The organism is Chitinophagaceae bacterium (assembly GCA_016713085.1).
Classification (GTDB): Bacteria; Bacteroidota; Bacteroidia; order Chitinophagales; family Chitinophagaceae; genus Lacibacter.
The window spans coordinates 1,385,001-1,399,571 of the sequence record JADJPV010000001.1; the positions used below are offsets into that span (position 1 = coordinate 1,385,001).

A 14,571-nucleotide genomic window follows, 5' to 3' on the forward strand; every position below is an offset into this window, starting at 1 on the left:
GTTGTTAACTGAAATTCTTTTTTATCACTGAGACGGATGGTGAAGAGGTTATTGTTACGTGTAAATGCAACATAACTGTTATCGGGAGAGAGAACAGGGTTCTTCTCAACATCTTTATTATTGGTGAGTCTTGTTTCTCCATTTCCTTCTTTCAGGTACAGATCATTGTCCTTAACAATCACTTCTGTTTTTACAACCATGATGGTTGCAACCGGTGCTGTGTATTCTGTTTCCTTTCCTGTTTTGCAATCTACCAGCATGCTCTTGCCATCACGCTTCAGTACAAAACTGTTATCATCCACCCATTTCACAAACTGCGGTAAGGGTTTGGTAATTTTCTGCGGAGCTCCTTTGAGCATCTGTTCCATTGTAAGTTCTTTCTGCTGGGCAGAAAGAGTAATGGAAGCAATAACAAATAAAACAAGTAATCCTGCTTTTCTCATGTTTCTGATTTTAATGGGGATGAAGATAATTTTTTTACCAAATACAGGGCAATGATTTGTATGAACGGAACAAAAAAGCCGCAGTTCAATGAACTGCGGCCCGTATTATTCTGAGTAGTTTCTCTTTATTATGATCAGTCATCTGTTTTCTCCGGTCTCATCATCGGGAACAGCAGCACATCCTGTATACTTGGTTGATTCGTCATCAGCATACACAAACGATCAATACCGATACCAATACCCGATGTTGGCGGCATACCATACTCCAGAGCACGTAAGAAATCATAATCAATGAACATGGCTTCATCATCACCTCTTTCCTTCAGCTTCACCTGGTCTTCAAAACGGTCACGCTGATCAATAGGATCATTCAATTCACTGTATGCATTCGCTACTTCCTTCCCATTGATCATGAGTTCAAAACGTTCTACCAATCCAGGTTTACTGCGGTGCTTCTTGGTGAGCGGACTCATTTCAACCGGGTAATCAATAATGAATGTAGGCTGAATACATTTTGCTTCACTTGTTTCACCGAACAGTTCATCAATCAGTTTTCCTTTGCCCATGGTTCCGTCAACAGAAATTTTCTGCTGTTTGCACACTTCTCTCAGCTGTTCTTCATCCATTGCACTTACATCAACTCCTGTATTTTCTTTGATAGCATCAAAAATAGAAAGACGTTTGAACGGTGCTTTAAAGCTGATGACTTTATCGCCTACCTGTACATCTGTATCACCATGTAATGCAATGGCAATGCGTTCGAGCAGGTTCTCTGTTACATTCATCATCCAGTAATAATCTTTGTAAGCGGTGTACCATTCCAAAATGGTAAATTCAGGATTATGTGTTCTGTCCATTCCTTCATTACGGAAGTTGCGACTGAATTCATATACCCAATCAAAACCACCAACGATTAAACGTTTTAAATATAATTCGTTTGCGATACGCAAATACATCGGCACATCCAGTGCATTGTGATGCGTAGAAAACGGACGGGCCGTTGCTCCACCGGGAATATTTTGCAGCACAGGGGTATCCACTTCCAGTGCTCCGTGTTCATTCAAATATTCACGGATGGTATTGATCATTACCGTACGTTTCACAAAGGTTTCTTTTACCTGCGGGTTAATGATCAGATCAGCATAACGCTGACGGTACTTGAATTCAGGATCAGTCACTGCATCAAAGGTTTGTCCTTCTGCTTCCTTCACCACCGGTAATGGCTTTAATGATTTAGTAAGTACAGTAAGTTCTTTTACATGCAAACTTGTTTCACCTGTTTTGGTGATAAATACATATCCTTTCACACCAATGATATCGCCAATGTCCAAAACTTCTTAAATACAACATCGTACAATGTTTTATCCTCACCGGGACAGATCTCATCTCTCTTCACATAAATCTGCAAACGGCCATGGCTGTCCTGCAATACGGCAAAGCAGGCTTTCCCCATATCACGAATCATCATAATTCGGCCGGCAACACATACTTCCTGGTAGTGTTCTTTGGTTTCTTCGTTATATCCTGCCTTAATGGCTGTTGAATAATGTGAAACGGGATAAAGCGGAGCAGGATAGGCGTCGATGCCTAATTTGTTCAGCTCGGCTAACTTTTCTCTGCGGATAATTTCCTGTTCGGACAAATTTGTACTCATATTAAAATCGGTGATTGGCTGAAGCTGGACCATCATCTGATCTTTTTGCTTCAATTTAACAGGTCGCAAAATTACCGTAACTGAAGCAGATGAACAAAGGCAGTATCTTCGGCATGATGTATGCAACCTTTCAGGCTGAAAATCCGTTTAATCATTAAAAAACCCCAATTATGTTGAAACGTTTCCTCATTTTATTAACCGTTCCCCTGTTTTTCACTTCTTGTGAAGTATTAAGTCAACTACCCTCAACTGCAAATACAGGCTCCGTAACTCCTACAGAAGCTGAGGCCGGGCAGGGAATTAAAGAAGCTTTGGCCCAGGGTTTAAGCCGTGCCGTGCTTAATCTGAATAAATCCGATGGATTTTTTGGCAACCAGTTGTACAAAGTATTACTTCCGCCCGATGCACAGAAAGTAGAAGCTACCATGCGCCGTATTGGATTAGGAAAAACAGTTGATAAAGCTATTCTGCAAATCAACCGTGGTGCTGAAGATGCAGTAGGTTATGCAACGCCCATTTTTGTAAATGCCATTAAACAGATGAGTATTAAAGATGCCATCAATATCATCCGTGGGCCAAAAGATGGTGCAACCAATTATTTCAAAGAAAAAACAACCGCTGCTTTGATCGAAGCATTTTCTCCTGTTGTGAAAAGTTCCTTAGACAAAGTAGAAGCAACAAAATATTATGGTGACCTGATTAACAGTTATAATAAATTCCCAACAACAAGGAATAAGATCAATCCTGATCTTACTTCTTATGTAGTAGGTAAAACAGTTGATGCTTTGTTTGATCAGATCGCTAAAGAAGAGTTAGAGATCAGGGAAAACCCGATCAAGCGTGGTACTGAAATACTGAAGAAAGTATTTGGTGCAGTTTGGAAGTAGGCTAAGAGATTAAAAGAGTGAAAAGGGAAAAGGAGAGATGAGTTTGACGCTTCTTCTCCTTTTTATTTCAAACATCCTGTTTATATGTATAAAAAAAATGATTGAACTCTTTACGCCACCTCTTTCATCTCTTTTCCCTTCTTTGAACTCTTAGCTAAACTCTTAGTCCTGTTCTTCACTTCATCATACTGCTCCTCGTAATCACTTCTCACAGTTCCCAGCAATCGGTCCCAAAATAAAAAGTACAATCCATAATTTCCTTTAAAATATTGATGATGCTGGTTGTGGTTAACGGATGTATTGATCCACCTGCCGATCCATGTACGTTGAAAATTCTTTGGAAACAATTCCCAGCCTAAATGACCATATGCATTGTACAGCATCAAAAACAAAAGAAAAAGAAGAGATGAAATTTGGTAATGGGTATTGTGTAAATAAAAACAACCAGAATACCGATCTCTGCCAATGCTTCTAATGGATGAAACGCAAAAGCTGCCCAGGGAGATGGGTTGGTGCTTTTATGATGAACCAGATGAATAATCCTGAACAGTTTCGGATGATGCATCAACCTGTGTATCCAGTAAAAATAAGTGTCGTGAATCAGCAGCATTAAAGGGAAAGCCATCCAGAAATAAAAACGTCCATGCTGATCTATATCCCTGTACCAGGTAGTATGTTTCCGGATAGATTCATGTCCTAAAAAGAACCAGGGTATAAAAGCAAAGATGAACATAGTGGAAAAGGAGTACAGAATTTCTCGCTGATAATCTTTTCCTGTTGGAAAGCGCAGTTGAATTTTACGGAAGGAGATTCGTTTCCGCAACAGCACATACCACACAAGAAATACCAGCCCGGCAATTACAAAATACCGGAGAGCAATCACCAGGAAAAAACTGATCCATGAACCATCGGGATGAAGCATTTCATAAAGTTATTATTCCAGTCAATAGGATGGCAATAAGTACGAAAAGTTTAACGCTTGCAGGCAAGTGCGGTTATTTTCTTTTCTTGAGTTTGCTTCTGAATTTTTCATACCGCTCCCTGTCTCCATTAATGAAATACTGCTTACGTCTCAGCAACTGAAAAACTCCGGTTGCGAAGACTACCGGCGATAGCAAAATAAACACAAGGTTTTCCAGACTATCGAGTAATGAAATTTTTCCGCTGATCCCGAGTATTAACAGTATGATTCCGGCTGATCCAAGTAGTATTGGTCCAACCCAGCCAGATGCCCTGATTCTGATCAGGTACACATCTGTATAAGGAATCACCATTTGCTGATAAAACAACCCATTTTTTGCATCCCTTTTTGTTCCGGGTAATATATAGAGAGAGTCAGCAGTAGCATACATCAAATCGCCTTCGATTAATTTCCGATTCGAGACTCTGATCATTTTAATGGATGGTGTTGTATCTGATATTGCATGATTAATACCTGTTGCAGCTATACTGTTTAAAACAATCAACATACTCATCAGAAATACTGTTAAAAGAAATACCAGCTTTTTCAATACTGTTGGCTTTTGTTGATGAAGCAGGATCGTTATCTGTTACCTTTTTTCAAACCCAAAGCTATGCATCAGAAAATAACTTATCCATGTTCCCTTAAAAGGAGACAGAATTTTAAAACTATCTCTTTCTTAAATTAAGCAAACAATAAAATTTTACAAAGAAAGTGTAAATGTAACGACCGGCATGGGCTTTATTGCAACTCCACCACCAGGTTGCATTATGGGTGCTTTTTTAAAATGGTAAGATACGTTCATCGCTTTCCGCTTGCTTTTACTGCTTTTTGTAAAAAGCACAATGCTTGAAACCAAGCTGGCAGCTCCTATACCCAGTAATACCAAACCACCTCTTGCCTTGCCATCATTATAAGATTCTTCAGGTGTGTTGGAACAACCACCTAAAATACATGCACCGGTATTGCGGCCATCGTTAAACAAATTACCGCCCTCTTTTGCCAAAATACCAAGTCCAGCTATTCCGCTTACAACAGATGTTGTAAGCAAAATAAAACCGCCAGTTTTCTGTTTTTTGCTCATTTTTAAATAATCTACAGGAGTCGCTTTTGCTATTGTACTGTCTTGCTGCACAAGTTGTGTGTAGCCTGAAATACTTACAAAAATTAATGCTGCTAGAATAATAGTCTTTGCCATATAATTTTACTTATTTATTGTTTGTTAAAATTCTTCCTGGTAAAAGGAAGCGATGTTAAAATTACCTCTTCTGAACTTTAATAGTTTTTGCTGCAGTTTTTGTTTGTTTTTTTTAAAGCCGAGATAATCTGCAGGTTTGCAATAAATATTTCCATCATGATTAAGTGTAACAGTTGTTACACTGTAAAACGTTTTTGTTTTACCATTATAACAATTCCACTCGCCAAGATTATCCCACACAGGTTTGTAAATCGGGTCTTTAAACTTTTTTCGTCTTGGATAACCTGCCAGATTATAACTGGCAGTAAAAATGCCCGGGCCTGTCATCACAAAGCTTTCGCTTCCGTAAACAGTTGCATTATTCAACAGGCAACTTAAACGCATCATCAAGACATCACCTTTCATTTGCTGTTCCGGGAAACCTTCAACGGATGGGAAAGTATATGTAGCTCCACCATAACAGGATCCAATACCAACAATTGTATTTGTGTCAGAGTAGGCTGAAATGATTCTAAAGGGAGCAGTTAAAACAGAATCCATTATTGACTCTGCGTTAAATTCATCTTTTCCAACATCAAACAAAGCACGCCTTTTACTAAAATGACCATGACTATCAAACCAGATGTTCCCAATCATTGCATTTCTTTTTTTAAGAACTGCTGTCATACGATCGGCCATTTCCTGCGCCGACTCTACAAACATGCAATACATTTCTCCTTTGTTAAGCATGCCGGTTACCCTGGCTTGCAGTTGAGCACTTGCTATAGCAGGGTCGAGCTTTTTCGTTCTAACGGATATAAAGAAATTAATCCTGATTTTTTGATTGAATGTAACGTCTTCAGCATAAAGAAAACTTACTTCAAAATAAATGATTGCTATTATAAGAATGAACCTTTTCATAAGCAGTTTATTTAATTGTTAGGCACCCTATTTAAGTAGAATAAAAACAGTGAAACGGTGAATTTCATTTGTTGCCATTTATCAGTTACCAAAGCCGCCTGATAAAGTTTCTAAACTGTTCTATATTCCCATTTATCCAATATCGTTTACCGGATTTGCCTGCTAAAACTGCTCCTGCTATAATTCCGGCTGGTACGGTAACCAGTAAAATATTTCCAGCAGGCTCACTTGTTCCATTTGTTTTACTGGCAACAACCGGAAGCAACCCTGCAACTCCACCAATAACCATCCCTTTGGCAATTCTGCCTTTTTCTTTCAGAATTACTTCTTCAATACGTGTATAGTAAAAGTGAACGGATCTGTATTTTTTCCCTTTCGCCATTCCTTCCATTTGCCGGGGGTAAGCAACAAGTAAAGAGTCATTGACAGAAAGCAAGAGTCCCCTGAAAGAATTTCCTTCTACTGTTTTGAGTACAATCTTATGACTTGATTTCTTTTTACACGAAGGGATACTTGCAAAGCCAATATTAAAAAAAACAGCACCCAAAAGAAGCAGTTGTAACTTTTTCATATACCAATTTTTGCAACAAGCTATAATCTCCAGCACCAAAAAACAATATGCAATTGATAATAAGATGTTTTCGTTTGGCAGTTATTCAGAAACCAATATGCAGCAGCATATGAACTGCCACGCCTCATTAACCAAGTGAAAAGGGCATATTACCAAATACTGTTTGATACGAGCTTTTGAATTTGTATCTTAAAACAAAAAATAGTGCGTATACTCTTGTTTATTTGTTTTCAGATCTTCATTTCAAGTCATGCTTTTGCGCAGAAATTTAAAATAATTCCAAAAAACTACATTAGTGGAGCCAAACCTCTGGAGTTCAGAGAGACGCTTATAACAACTAAGGGTACTGTTTTAGTCACCAGTACTTTACCCAGCCTTGCTGAAATAGACAAAATGCAGATTCAGATTGATCCGCCGGTAAATAATGGTCTAAAAGACGGCAAAGGAAACCGTGTTAAGTTTCGAAAGCAGTCAACTATTTTTAAGGATCTCTTTTACAACTTCTCAGGAATAAAGTTAATAGCAGAGGGCCCAGGCAAAATTATTTATATAGTAAGTGATAGTAATAATTTTGGCTTAATCAACTACAATTTTTCCAAGGGAAACATTGCGCCATCTCCGTTTATGTTTCCAAAAAACAGTGGAATTGATATCAAAAAAATATGGTTTGATCTAAACGGAAATTTATTTATAGGAACAAATACTGATACCCTGTATGTAATTGAGGATGCTGCGAATGTTGTAAAAGACAATACTGACAAAAGCAAGCCTGGAATAAATTTTACAACAGGATTAGATAAAGACAGTAATATTATTGTCACCAAGGGGGCAAAACTCATAAAAAAATTCTTTCTTGGAAAAAATGTTTTGCCCTTTTCATTTATGCATGATCCTGATAAAGACAATATTGTTTGGATTGGTACTAACAACGGGCTGCTCAAATTTGAAACACAAACAGGAGCCTTTGTGTATATTATAGAGCCGGTCAAAAGTAACGGCATTACTATAACGCATGTGTCTGCTGAAAAGACCAGTGGCACTATCTGGTTCAGCACATTAGACAAAGGAATGGGGAGCTATAACACTCTAAACAATTCTGTTCGTTACTATCCATATAAAACGATCCCTCCTATTAATCCCCTGACTAAAAACCCTATTCAAACATTTTGCCGGAAGTCTGCCAATGAATTTTTTGTAGCACCAGTCGATTCATTGCCCGCTGTATTCAATACAGAAACAGGTATTTACACATTTATCTCCGACAAATCTTTTTTAGAAACCAAGAACAGAACTACTGATGTTAAACTTGATTCATACGGAAATCTATATATAATAAAAGGAGGCGGTTTCTATAGAGCACAAGGCCTGTTAAAAGATCCATTATTTGCAGAAGTAAAACCAGACAGTTCTATCCCCCTCGTTGTAATTACAGAAGTTCAGGTGAATAATATACCTTATTCACAATTAAAAAACACCTATGTTAATTATGAGGTTACTAAGAAAATAGATCTCAAATACAATGAAAACAATCTGACTATATTCTTTTCAGGGAGAAGTTTCTCCTCAGACGATACACTGACATTTGCATGGAAACTGGATGGGTATTCTGACGAATGGAATAATGTTCCGTACTCCTTTTTAGACGAAAAATTTAACATTGTTGATTTGCAGAATATTCCACCGGGAAAGTACCTCTTTCATGCTAAAGTAAAAAAGGGAAACGGAGAATGGAAAAAAGCTGAAGCATTACTTACCATTGTTATTACAAAACCTTTATGGCAAAATTTGTGGTTCTTGTTGTTAGTACTGGTCTGCACTGTATCCTTAATTTTTTTGATTGTACGGTTAAGAGAAAATGCAGTAAGAAAGCAGGAAAGAGAAAAATTAAAGTATGAAAAACAACTGATTGAAATGGAAGCCCGTGCACTTCGTGCTCAAATGAATCCCCATTTTATATTTAATTGTCTTAACTCAATTAAAGCCTTGATTCAAACGGATGAAAAGCAAAAGGCAGCTGAATATCTCACAACTTTCTCTAAACTGATCAGAACATTATTTCAGAATTCAGATAAACGGCAGATCAGTTTGTATGATGAAATTGAAACATGTAAGTTATATACACAATTAGAAATCATGCGCTTTTCCGGAAAATTAAAATGCAGCTTTCAAATTGACCAGAACCTGGATTTGAAATCAGTAAAAGTACCAGCATTGATTCTCCAGCCTTTTATTGAAAATGCCATCTGGCATGGAATCGCTCCCAAAGAGGAGGGTGGAACAATTTCAGTAATCCTGAAACAGAATGACGATCATATTATTTGCGAAATAGATGATGATGGCATTGGTCGTAAATTATCTGCACTAAACAAACCGGCAGATACAGTTACACATATATCAAAAGGAGTTCATCTTTCTCAGGCAAGATTAAACCTAGAAAAGACTTTGAATGAAACAAATGCAAGTATTGAAACATTTGATAAGTATGAACAGAATCTTGCAATAGGAACAAGGGTAATACTGACTTTCAATTTCATTAACTGATGCCTAAAAAAAATAAATACTGGAGGTTTCAGATAGTAGGATGGTTTAGTTTTACTTGCATTGTGTTTTTCCTCCTTTTTTCAAATACTCCTGCAATTTTAAAACCCCCACATTTACTTTACTCTACTCTTCCTCTCTTTTCAGTGCTGCCGTTATTAGGAATATTCCTTTCTCACTTAATCAAAGTTCTTATTAATCACCTGCAACTTCTTGAAAAACCAATATGGAAGCAAGTTCTTTTCATTATTATGACAAACACCTTATGCCCCTGGATCCTTTTTCTTTTATTACACATTTCGACTAGCCTTATTAGGATGGGCAGGTTTCCTAATTTTAATCTCAAATGGTTTACAAACCCACTTACTCTTATTGAGCTCCTGTCTTTTGCAACAGCTTTTACAATCTGGACTCTTGCCTATTATATTTTTCAATACATAAAAAAAATTCGTACTGAAGAGCACAAGAAAGCAAATCTAAAGATTGAAATGATTGAAATGGAAGCTCGTGCGCTGCGTGCTCAAATGAATCCGCACTTTATATTTAATTGTCTTAATTCCATCAAATCATTAATACAGACTGAGGAAAAGCAAAAAGCGGAAGAATACCTCATTGCGTTCTCAAATTTAATAAGAACATTGTTTCAGAATTCGGATAAAAGACAAATTAGTTTATTTGAAGAACTGGAAACCTGTAAAATTTACATGCAACTGGAGAGTATGCGTTTTGGCAATAAATTACACAGCGCATTAATAATTGAGCCTAATCTTGATCTGAAATCTGTGATGGTCCCAGCATTGATTATTCAACCTTTTATTGAAAATGCCATTTGGCACGGAATTGTTCCAAAAAAAAGTATCGGATCGGTATCCGTAACTGTTAAACAAAAAGATGAAGTAATCATCTGTGAAGTTGATGATGACGGCATTGGTCGTCATCAATCAAAATTAAGAAGACCAGAAGGCATGGCTACCCACGAATCGAGAGGAGTCCATCTCTCTACCGCAAGATTGAATATAGAGAAAATGTTAAGCAACGACAAATCTACTATTAAAACACTTGATAAGTTTGAAAATGGTAAGGCTGCAGGCACATGTGTAATTTTAACGTTTAACCAGCCGCATTAATGTTTACTTTTTCGTCATATTGGAAATGTCAGCTAATAGGGTGGACTTCTTTTGTCATAATTTTCTTTGGCCTCTTTTTTAGTCTTGTCTTCTTAAATATAAGACCATCAGAGCCAGACTTGATTTCTAATTTCTTCAAGGTGACACTTTTGATTATAACATTCGGCATTGCCATAATGCATGCTATGAAAAAAGTAATTGGCTTTTTGAAGATCTTCTATAAGCCAATTGGGATGCAAATATTTTTGTTTTTTTTGATTACACCTCTTTTTAATATTCTTTTCTCCTATACTTTAATAGTTCTTATTCCTTTTTTTATTACTAGCAAGCCGCTTCAACTTAGATTTCCGCCCATACAGGTTATTTTTCAAATAAATATAATTCTTGCTCCTTCCCTTTTTGTTTGGAATTTAATTTACTTTCTATATAAATACATCAAAAAAGTAAGAGCTGAAGAGGAAAATAGGGCGGCATTAAAAATTCAGATAGCAGAACTACAGGCAAAAAAGTTGCGTGCACAAATGAACCCGCATTTTATCTACAACTGTCTCAACACTCTAAAAGTTTTGATACGAACCGGCGAAAAACAAAACACTACAACTTACCTTACCACTTTTTCCAAACTGATCAGGGCCTTATTTCAGAACTCAGATAAACAGAAGATTAGTCTTTACGATGAAATAGAAAACTGCAAATTATACACCCAGCTAGAAAGTATTCACTTTGGCAATAAAATAAAAATTAACTTTCGAATAGATTCAGACCTTGACCTGAAATCTGTGATGGTTCCGGCACTCATTGTTCAGCCATTTATTGAAAATGCTATCTGGCATGGGATAGCACCAAAAGAAAATGGTGGAACAATAAACATCACTATAAAACAGCAGGAAGATCAGGTTCTTTGTGAAGTAGATGATGACGGTATTGGCCGCAGATCATCGCAACTCAACAAAGCCTCTGATTCGCTTAACCACGAATCAAAAGGTGTTCATCTCTCAGAAGCAAGATTAGATCTTGAAAAAACTTTGAATGATACTTATACTGGAATTAAAATATATGATAAATACGAGCAAGGTGAGCCTATGGGAACAAAAGTAATTCTGATCTTCAATCTTAATTAACATGATCCGATCTATTATAGTTGACGACGAACCGCAAAATGCTTCTATGCTGAAGAACGATCTTTCAGGTAATTGTCCGGAAGTGCAGGTTATTGCTGTTTGTCATTCAGCAAAAGAAGGCATTTTCTCTATTAAAAAAGAAAAGCCCGATCTCGTTTTTCTTGATATTGAAATGCCCTGGATGAATGGTTTTGAAATGCTGGAGATGCTCGATGAAATCCGTTTCAATATTATATTTACTACGGCACATGATCAGTTTGCAGCCAAAGCTTTCCGCATCAGTGCTGTTGATTATCTACTGAAACCAATTGATGCAAGTGATCTGAGAGAAGCTGTCAATAAAGCTGCAAAGAGAATAGATCAGCAAAAGGGAAATGCCAATATTGAAAATCTGCTCCGGAACATCAAACAACCCTCCGCTGAACAAAGGATCGCTTTACCAAATAAAGATGGCTATGAATTTGTTGAAGTGAGCCATATCATTTTCTGCCAGGCTGAGGGAGCTTATACCAAAGTATTTCTTGATAATAAAAAACATATCCTTGTTTCAAAAACACTGGGTGATATTGAAGAGCTGCTTCCCAAAGATCTTTTTCAGCGCATTCATCACTCAACTGTTGTTAATCTGCAGTTTGTTACACATTTCATCCGCACCGATGGCGGCTATGTAAAACTGCTGACAGGTGAACAACTGACTGTATCAAAATCAAAAAAAGAAGCAGTTATGGAGCGATTGGGTTTAAAGTAATTAACTGTCCGCCAGCAAAATCTGCCACGCCTCACTTACTTTACCTGCATCCAGCAACTCTTTTGCATAGCGGTGTAATTCTACATCCATTTCATCGGGGTTAATCGAAAAATACTGGATGATATTTTTTAAACGCTCATCGTAGAATGTTGCATCTACCACAGGATAATCATGCACATTGGCTAACTGACCGAGGTTATTTCCGGTTAAAACTTTACTGCTTCGGATCGTTTCAGGCAAAGCATCAATACCGATGCCCAATTTTATATTCGGTTTTGCAACGGCAAACAAATTCGTTTCATCCACTTTACAATACCAGTCGCCACCCAGCCTTGCAATATGATGCAGCTTACGCTGATCGATCATTGTTTTTTCTTCGTTAAGTATGCTTTCATCAACATGCATCCGCAAAACTTCACAGATCACAAGATTACCTGCACCGCCTTCCGTTCCCAACGGTTTTACTTCAAGTACCTTACACTCCATCTTCACCTTACTTTCTTTTACCATGGGAGGCTTTACCAATGTTGCCGCTTCTTCTGTAAATCCTGCTTTGATAAATTCATTTGTTCCTTTTGGAAATTCGCAGCTGCTTAAACTTACCTGCTGCACCATATCATAATCAACAATGTTGATGACAACTTCTGGCCATTGCAACACATTATCGAGGGTGTCTTTTGTTGTATTGTCTCTTACACGACGTGCAGGTGAAAACACAACGATGTGCGGATTGGAAGAAAACAGGTTAAAAAAACTAAACGGACTTAAGTTCACGTTCCCTTCTTTGTCAATGGTTGATGCAAAAGCAACAGGTCTTGGAGCAATGGCATGTTGCAGCCATTGTTGTTTTTGCATTGGAGAAAGTTCTTGTAAATTAATTATCACAGTTATGCGTTAAATGTTATGAGTTACGGGTTATTTACACCCTGCTGTTTTTTAGATCGTGCTTTTTCCTCGGCCACCCTTATTCTTACTTTTTCATCAACTCGCCAATCTGGCTGCTCAACATTCTTGATTCATCACACAAAGCAGTTCCTTCTTTTTCTTCAATAATGTTTATTCGCTGAATAAATCTTACTTTATTTCTAATTTCCCCACATGATCCTTTTGCAATTCTAAGAAATCGGTAAAAGTCCGGGTTGTTATTATATTCAAACCCTTCTGCAATATTGTCTGAAATTGAAAGCGCTGCACTTCGCAGTTGATCTTTCAAACTAAAGTCTTTTTGAATAAACTTGTTTGACTCGGCAAGTTTATAAATTTTCTCTGCGAGTTCCTGTGCTTTTTGCCAAATGACTAAATCTTCGAAGCATTTAATTTTAGCATTCATTGTTCAGAATTTTAGGTTAACAGAATTTACAAAGAAAATCAGGCTGATGGAATTATGCAACCCTTAACCCATAACTTTTAACTCATAACTTCTTCCTTGCCAAAATCGAAAAGTCATCTTCATCCCTTACAATTGTATTACTCAGCTTCCCCAGTCCATCAATTTCCAACTCCACTACATCGCCTTCCTGCAACCATTGTTCTTTATAGTTGGGATCGTTAAGTCTGCCTGTACCATTCAATTCTAAAAAACATCCGGTTCCAACTGTACCGCTGCCAATCACATCACCCGGGTACAAAGTAGCGCCATAGCTTGCACGTTCAATCAGCTCTGCAAAAGTCCAGTCCATATCAGCCACATTTCCATTGCTCACTTGCACACCGTTTACAAAACATTTCATGTTCAGGTTCCAGTTTAGCCCAACATGATTTTCTTTTGCAGGTACAACATATTGTTCCAGTTCATCTAATGTTACTAACCATGGGCCGATTGCTGTTGAAAAATCTTTCCCTTTTGCCGGACCAAGATTCAGCAGCATTTCTTCTCCCTGTAAACGTCTTGCACTGAGATCGTTCATGATCATCAAACCTCCAATGTACTGATCGGCTTCTTCTGCACGGATATTGCGTCCGGGTTTGCAGATAACTATCGCCACTTCCAGTTCAAAATCGAGTTTCTCTAAATGATCGGGCATACATCTTACTTCACCGGGCCCCTGAATGCCGTGATGATTCATGAAGTAAAAGATCGGGTATTGATCAAACTGCGGAATCATTTCAACCTTACGGCTTCTTCTTGCTGCTTCCACATGCTGACGAAATGCATATCCGTCACGACAGCTTGGCGGCAAGGGAACAGGAGCCAGCAATTGTACGTCTTCAATTTGTTGCGTACCTCTTGGCATCATTCTTCCCTCTTCCAGTGAATTTAACCCTGCGAGAGCAACTGGCAGGTAATCATCCCAGTAACTTAAAAACATATTCATACTTGTTGGAAGATCGGGATGAAGTGTATCAATATCAAACACGGTTCCATCAACAACAACTCCCAGCTGTTCGTGCTCTTCCTTTAGATAAGAAACTAATTTCATACA

The 14,571-nt window shown here is 37.7% G+C and carries 13 protein-coding genes and 2 pseudogenes (1 of these 15 cut by a window edge); 5 read left to right on the top strand and 10 right to left on the bottom strand.

The genetic code is table 11. From position 1 onward, the window contains the following. Together IPK31_06655 and lysS are read right to left on the bottom strand one after the other, a co-directional pair. Nucleotides 1-443: the 5' end (the start) of a DPP IV N-terminal domain-containing protein gene (locus IPK31_06655; protein ID MBK8087635.1), read on the bottom strand. 1,690 nt of this gene lie to the left of the window's left edge; only the first 443 of its 2,133 coding nucleotides appear in the window; it begins with the start codon at nucleotides 441-443; the stop codon falls past the left edge of the window. Nucleotides 444-577: 134 nt separating this feature from the next. Then, nucleotides 578-2,097: pseudogene (gene lysS / locus IPK31_06660) on the bottom strand (lysine--tRNA ligase). Between the two features lie 170 nt (nucleotides 2,098-2,267). On the opposite strand from lysS, the gene IPK31_06665 reads away from it, so the two are divergent. Beyond that, the gene (locus IPK31_06665) at nucleotides 2,268-2,984 is read left to right on the top strand and encodes a DUF4197 domain-containing protein (GenBank protein MBK8087636.1); all 717 of its coding nucleotides are present in this window, start codon (nucleotides 2,268-2,270) and stop codon (nucleotides 2,982-2,984) included. Between the two features lie 110 nt (nucleotides 2,985-3,094). On the opposite strand, the pseudogene IPK31_06670 reads toward IPK31_06665, so the two are convergent. The 5 genes and pseudogenes from IPK31_06670 to IPK31_06690 form a co-directional block, all read right to left on the bottom strand. Next, nucleotides 3,095-3,906, bottom strand: a pseudogene (locus IPK31_06670) (sterol desaturase family protein). Nucleotides 3,907-3,979: 73 nt separating this feature from the next. Next, on the bottom strand, nucleotides 3,980-4,495 hold the full coding sequence (locus IPK31_06675) for a hypothetical protein (GenBank protein MBK8087637.1): 516 nt from the start codon (nucleotides 4,493-4,495) through the stop codon (nucleotides 3,980-3,982). Between the two features lie 153 nt (nucleotides 4,496-4,648). Next, entirely contained in the window at nucleotides 4,649-5,143 is a 495-nt protein-coding gene (locus IPK31_06680) for a hypothetical protein (GenBank protein ID MBK8087638.1), read from the bottom strand. Between the two features lie 24 nt (nucleotides 5,144-5,167). Further along, nucleotides 5,168-6,043, bottom strand: a complete 876-nt coding sequence (locus tag IPK31_06685; GenBank protein ID MBK8087639.1) for a hypothetical protein — start codon at nucleotides 6,041-6,043, stop codon at nucleotides 5,168-5,170. A gap of 85 nt (nucleotides 6,044-6,128) precedes the next feature. Further along, complete coding sequence (locus IPK31_06690; GenBank protein ID MBK8087640.1) at nucleotides 6,129-6,614, bottom strand: hypothetical protein; 486 nt, start codon at nucleotides 6,612-6,614, stop codon at nucleotides 6,129-6,131. Between the two features lie 393 nt (nucleotides 6,615-7,007). Between IPK31_06690 and IPK31_06695 the strand changes: the two genes are divergently transcribed. The 4 genes from IPK31_06695 to IPK31_06710 all read left to right on the top strand — a co-directional run bounded on the left by IPK31_06695 (nucleotide 7,008) and on the right by IPK31_06710 (nucleotide 12,148). Then, complete coding sequence (locus IPK31_06695; GenBank protein MBK8087641.1) at nucleotides 7,008-9,155, top strand: histidine kinase; 2,148 nt, start codon at nucleotides 7,008-7,010, stop codon at nucleotides 9,153-9,155. Beyond that, nucleotides 9,155-10,279 (top strand): histidine kinase, encoded by a 1,125-nt coding sequence (locus IPK31_06700; protein ID MBK8087642.1) that lies wholly within the window; start codon nucleotides 9,155-9,157, stop codon nucleotides 10,277-10,279. Before IPK31_06695 ends, IPK31_06700 begins: the two co-directional genes overlap by 1 nt. 185 nt (nucleotides 10,280-10,464) lie before the next feature. Continuing rightward, nucleotides 10,465-11,400: a histidine kinase gene (locus IPK31_06705; protein MBK8087643.1), complete on the top strand. Its 936-nt coding sequence runs from the start codon at nucleotides 10,465-10,467 to the stop codon at nucleotides 11,398-11,400. A gap of 1 nt (nucleotide 11,401) precedes the next feature. Beyond that, a complete protein-coding gene (locus IPK31_06710; GenBank protein ID MBK8087644.1) occupies nucleotides 11,402-12,148 on the top strand; it encodes a response regulator transcription factor in 747 nt (248 codons plus the stop codon). On the opposite strand, the gene IPK31_06715 is transcribed toward IPK31_06710, so the two are convergent. From IPK31_06715 to IPK31_06725, 3 genes are all read right to left on the bottom strand, one after another. Beyond that, a complete protein-coding gene (locus IPK31_06715; GenBank protein MBK8087645.1) occupies nucleotides 12,149-13,003 on the bottom strand; it encodes a flavin reductase family protein in 855 nt (284 codons plus the stop codon). Nucleotides 13,004-13,118: 115 nt separating this feature from the next. Then, nucleotides 13,119-13,478, bottom strand: coding sequence for a four helix bundle protein (locus IPK31_06720; GenBank protein ID MBK8087646.1), 360 nt, complete (start codon nucleotides 13,476-13,478; stop codon nucleotides 13,119-13,121). 82 nt (nucleotides 13,479-13,560) lie between these two features. Further along, the gene (locus IPK31_06725; GenBank protein ID MBK8087647.1) at nucleotides 13,561-14,568 is read right to left on the bottom strand and encodes a fumarylacetoacetate hydrolase family protein; all 1,008 of its coding nucleotides are present in this window, start codon (nucleotides 14,566-14,568) and stop codon (nucleotides 13,561-13,563) included. Between the last annotated feature and the right edge of the window lie 3 nt (nucleotides 14,569-14,571).

Bases quoted from the DNA above. Each gene is read 5' to 3' on its own strand.
- IPK31_06665 (MBK8087636.1), top strand. From the start codon at position 2,268: ATGTTGAAACGTTTCCTCATTTTATTAACCGTTCCCCTGTTTTTCACT.
- IPK31_06680 (MBK8087638.1), bottom strand. From the start codon at position 5,143: ATGGCAAAGACTATTATTCTAGCAGCATTAATTTTTGTAAGTATTTCA.
- IPK31_06685 (MBK8087639.1), bottom strand. From the start codon at position 6,043: ATGAAAAGGTTCATTCTTATAATAGCAATCATTTATTTTGAAGTAAGT.
- IPK31_06690 (MBK8087640.1), bottom strand. From the start codon at position 6,614: ATGAAAAAGTTACAACTGCTTCTTTTGGGTGCTGTTTTTTTTAATATT.
- IPK31_06695 (MBK8087641.1), top strand. From the start codon at position 7,008: ATGCAGATTCAGATTGATCCGCCGGTAAATAATGGTCTAAAAGACGGC.
- IPK31_06700 (MBK8087642.1), top strand. From the start codon at position 9,155: ATGCCTAAAAAAAATAAATACTGGAGGTTTCAGATAGTAGGATGGTTT.
- IPK31_06705 (MBK8087643.1), top strand. From the start codon at position 10,465: ATGAAAAAAGTAATTGGCTTTTTGAAGATCTTCTATAAGCCAATTGGG.
- IPK31_06710 (MBK8087644.1), top strand. From the start codon at position 11,402: ATGATCCGATCTATTATAGTTGACGACGAACCGCAAAATGCTTCTATG.
- IPK31_06715 (MBK8087645.1), bottom strand. From the start codon at position 13,003: ATGCAAAAACAACAATGGCTGCAACATGCCATTGCTCCAAGACCTGTT.
- IPK31_06720 (MBK8087646.1), bottom strand. From the start codon at position 13,478: ATGAATGCTAAAATTAAATGCTTCGAAGATTTAGTCATTTGGCAAAAA.
- IPK31_06725 (MBK8087647.1), bottom strand. From the start codon at position 14,568: ATGAAATTAGTTTCTTATCTAAAGGAAGAGCACGAACAGCTGGGAGTT.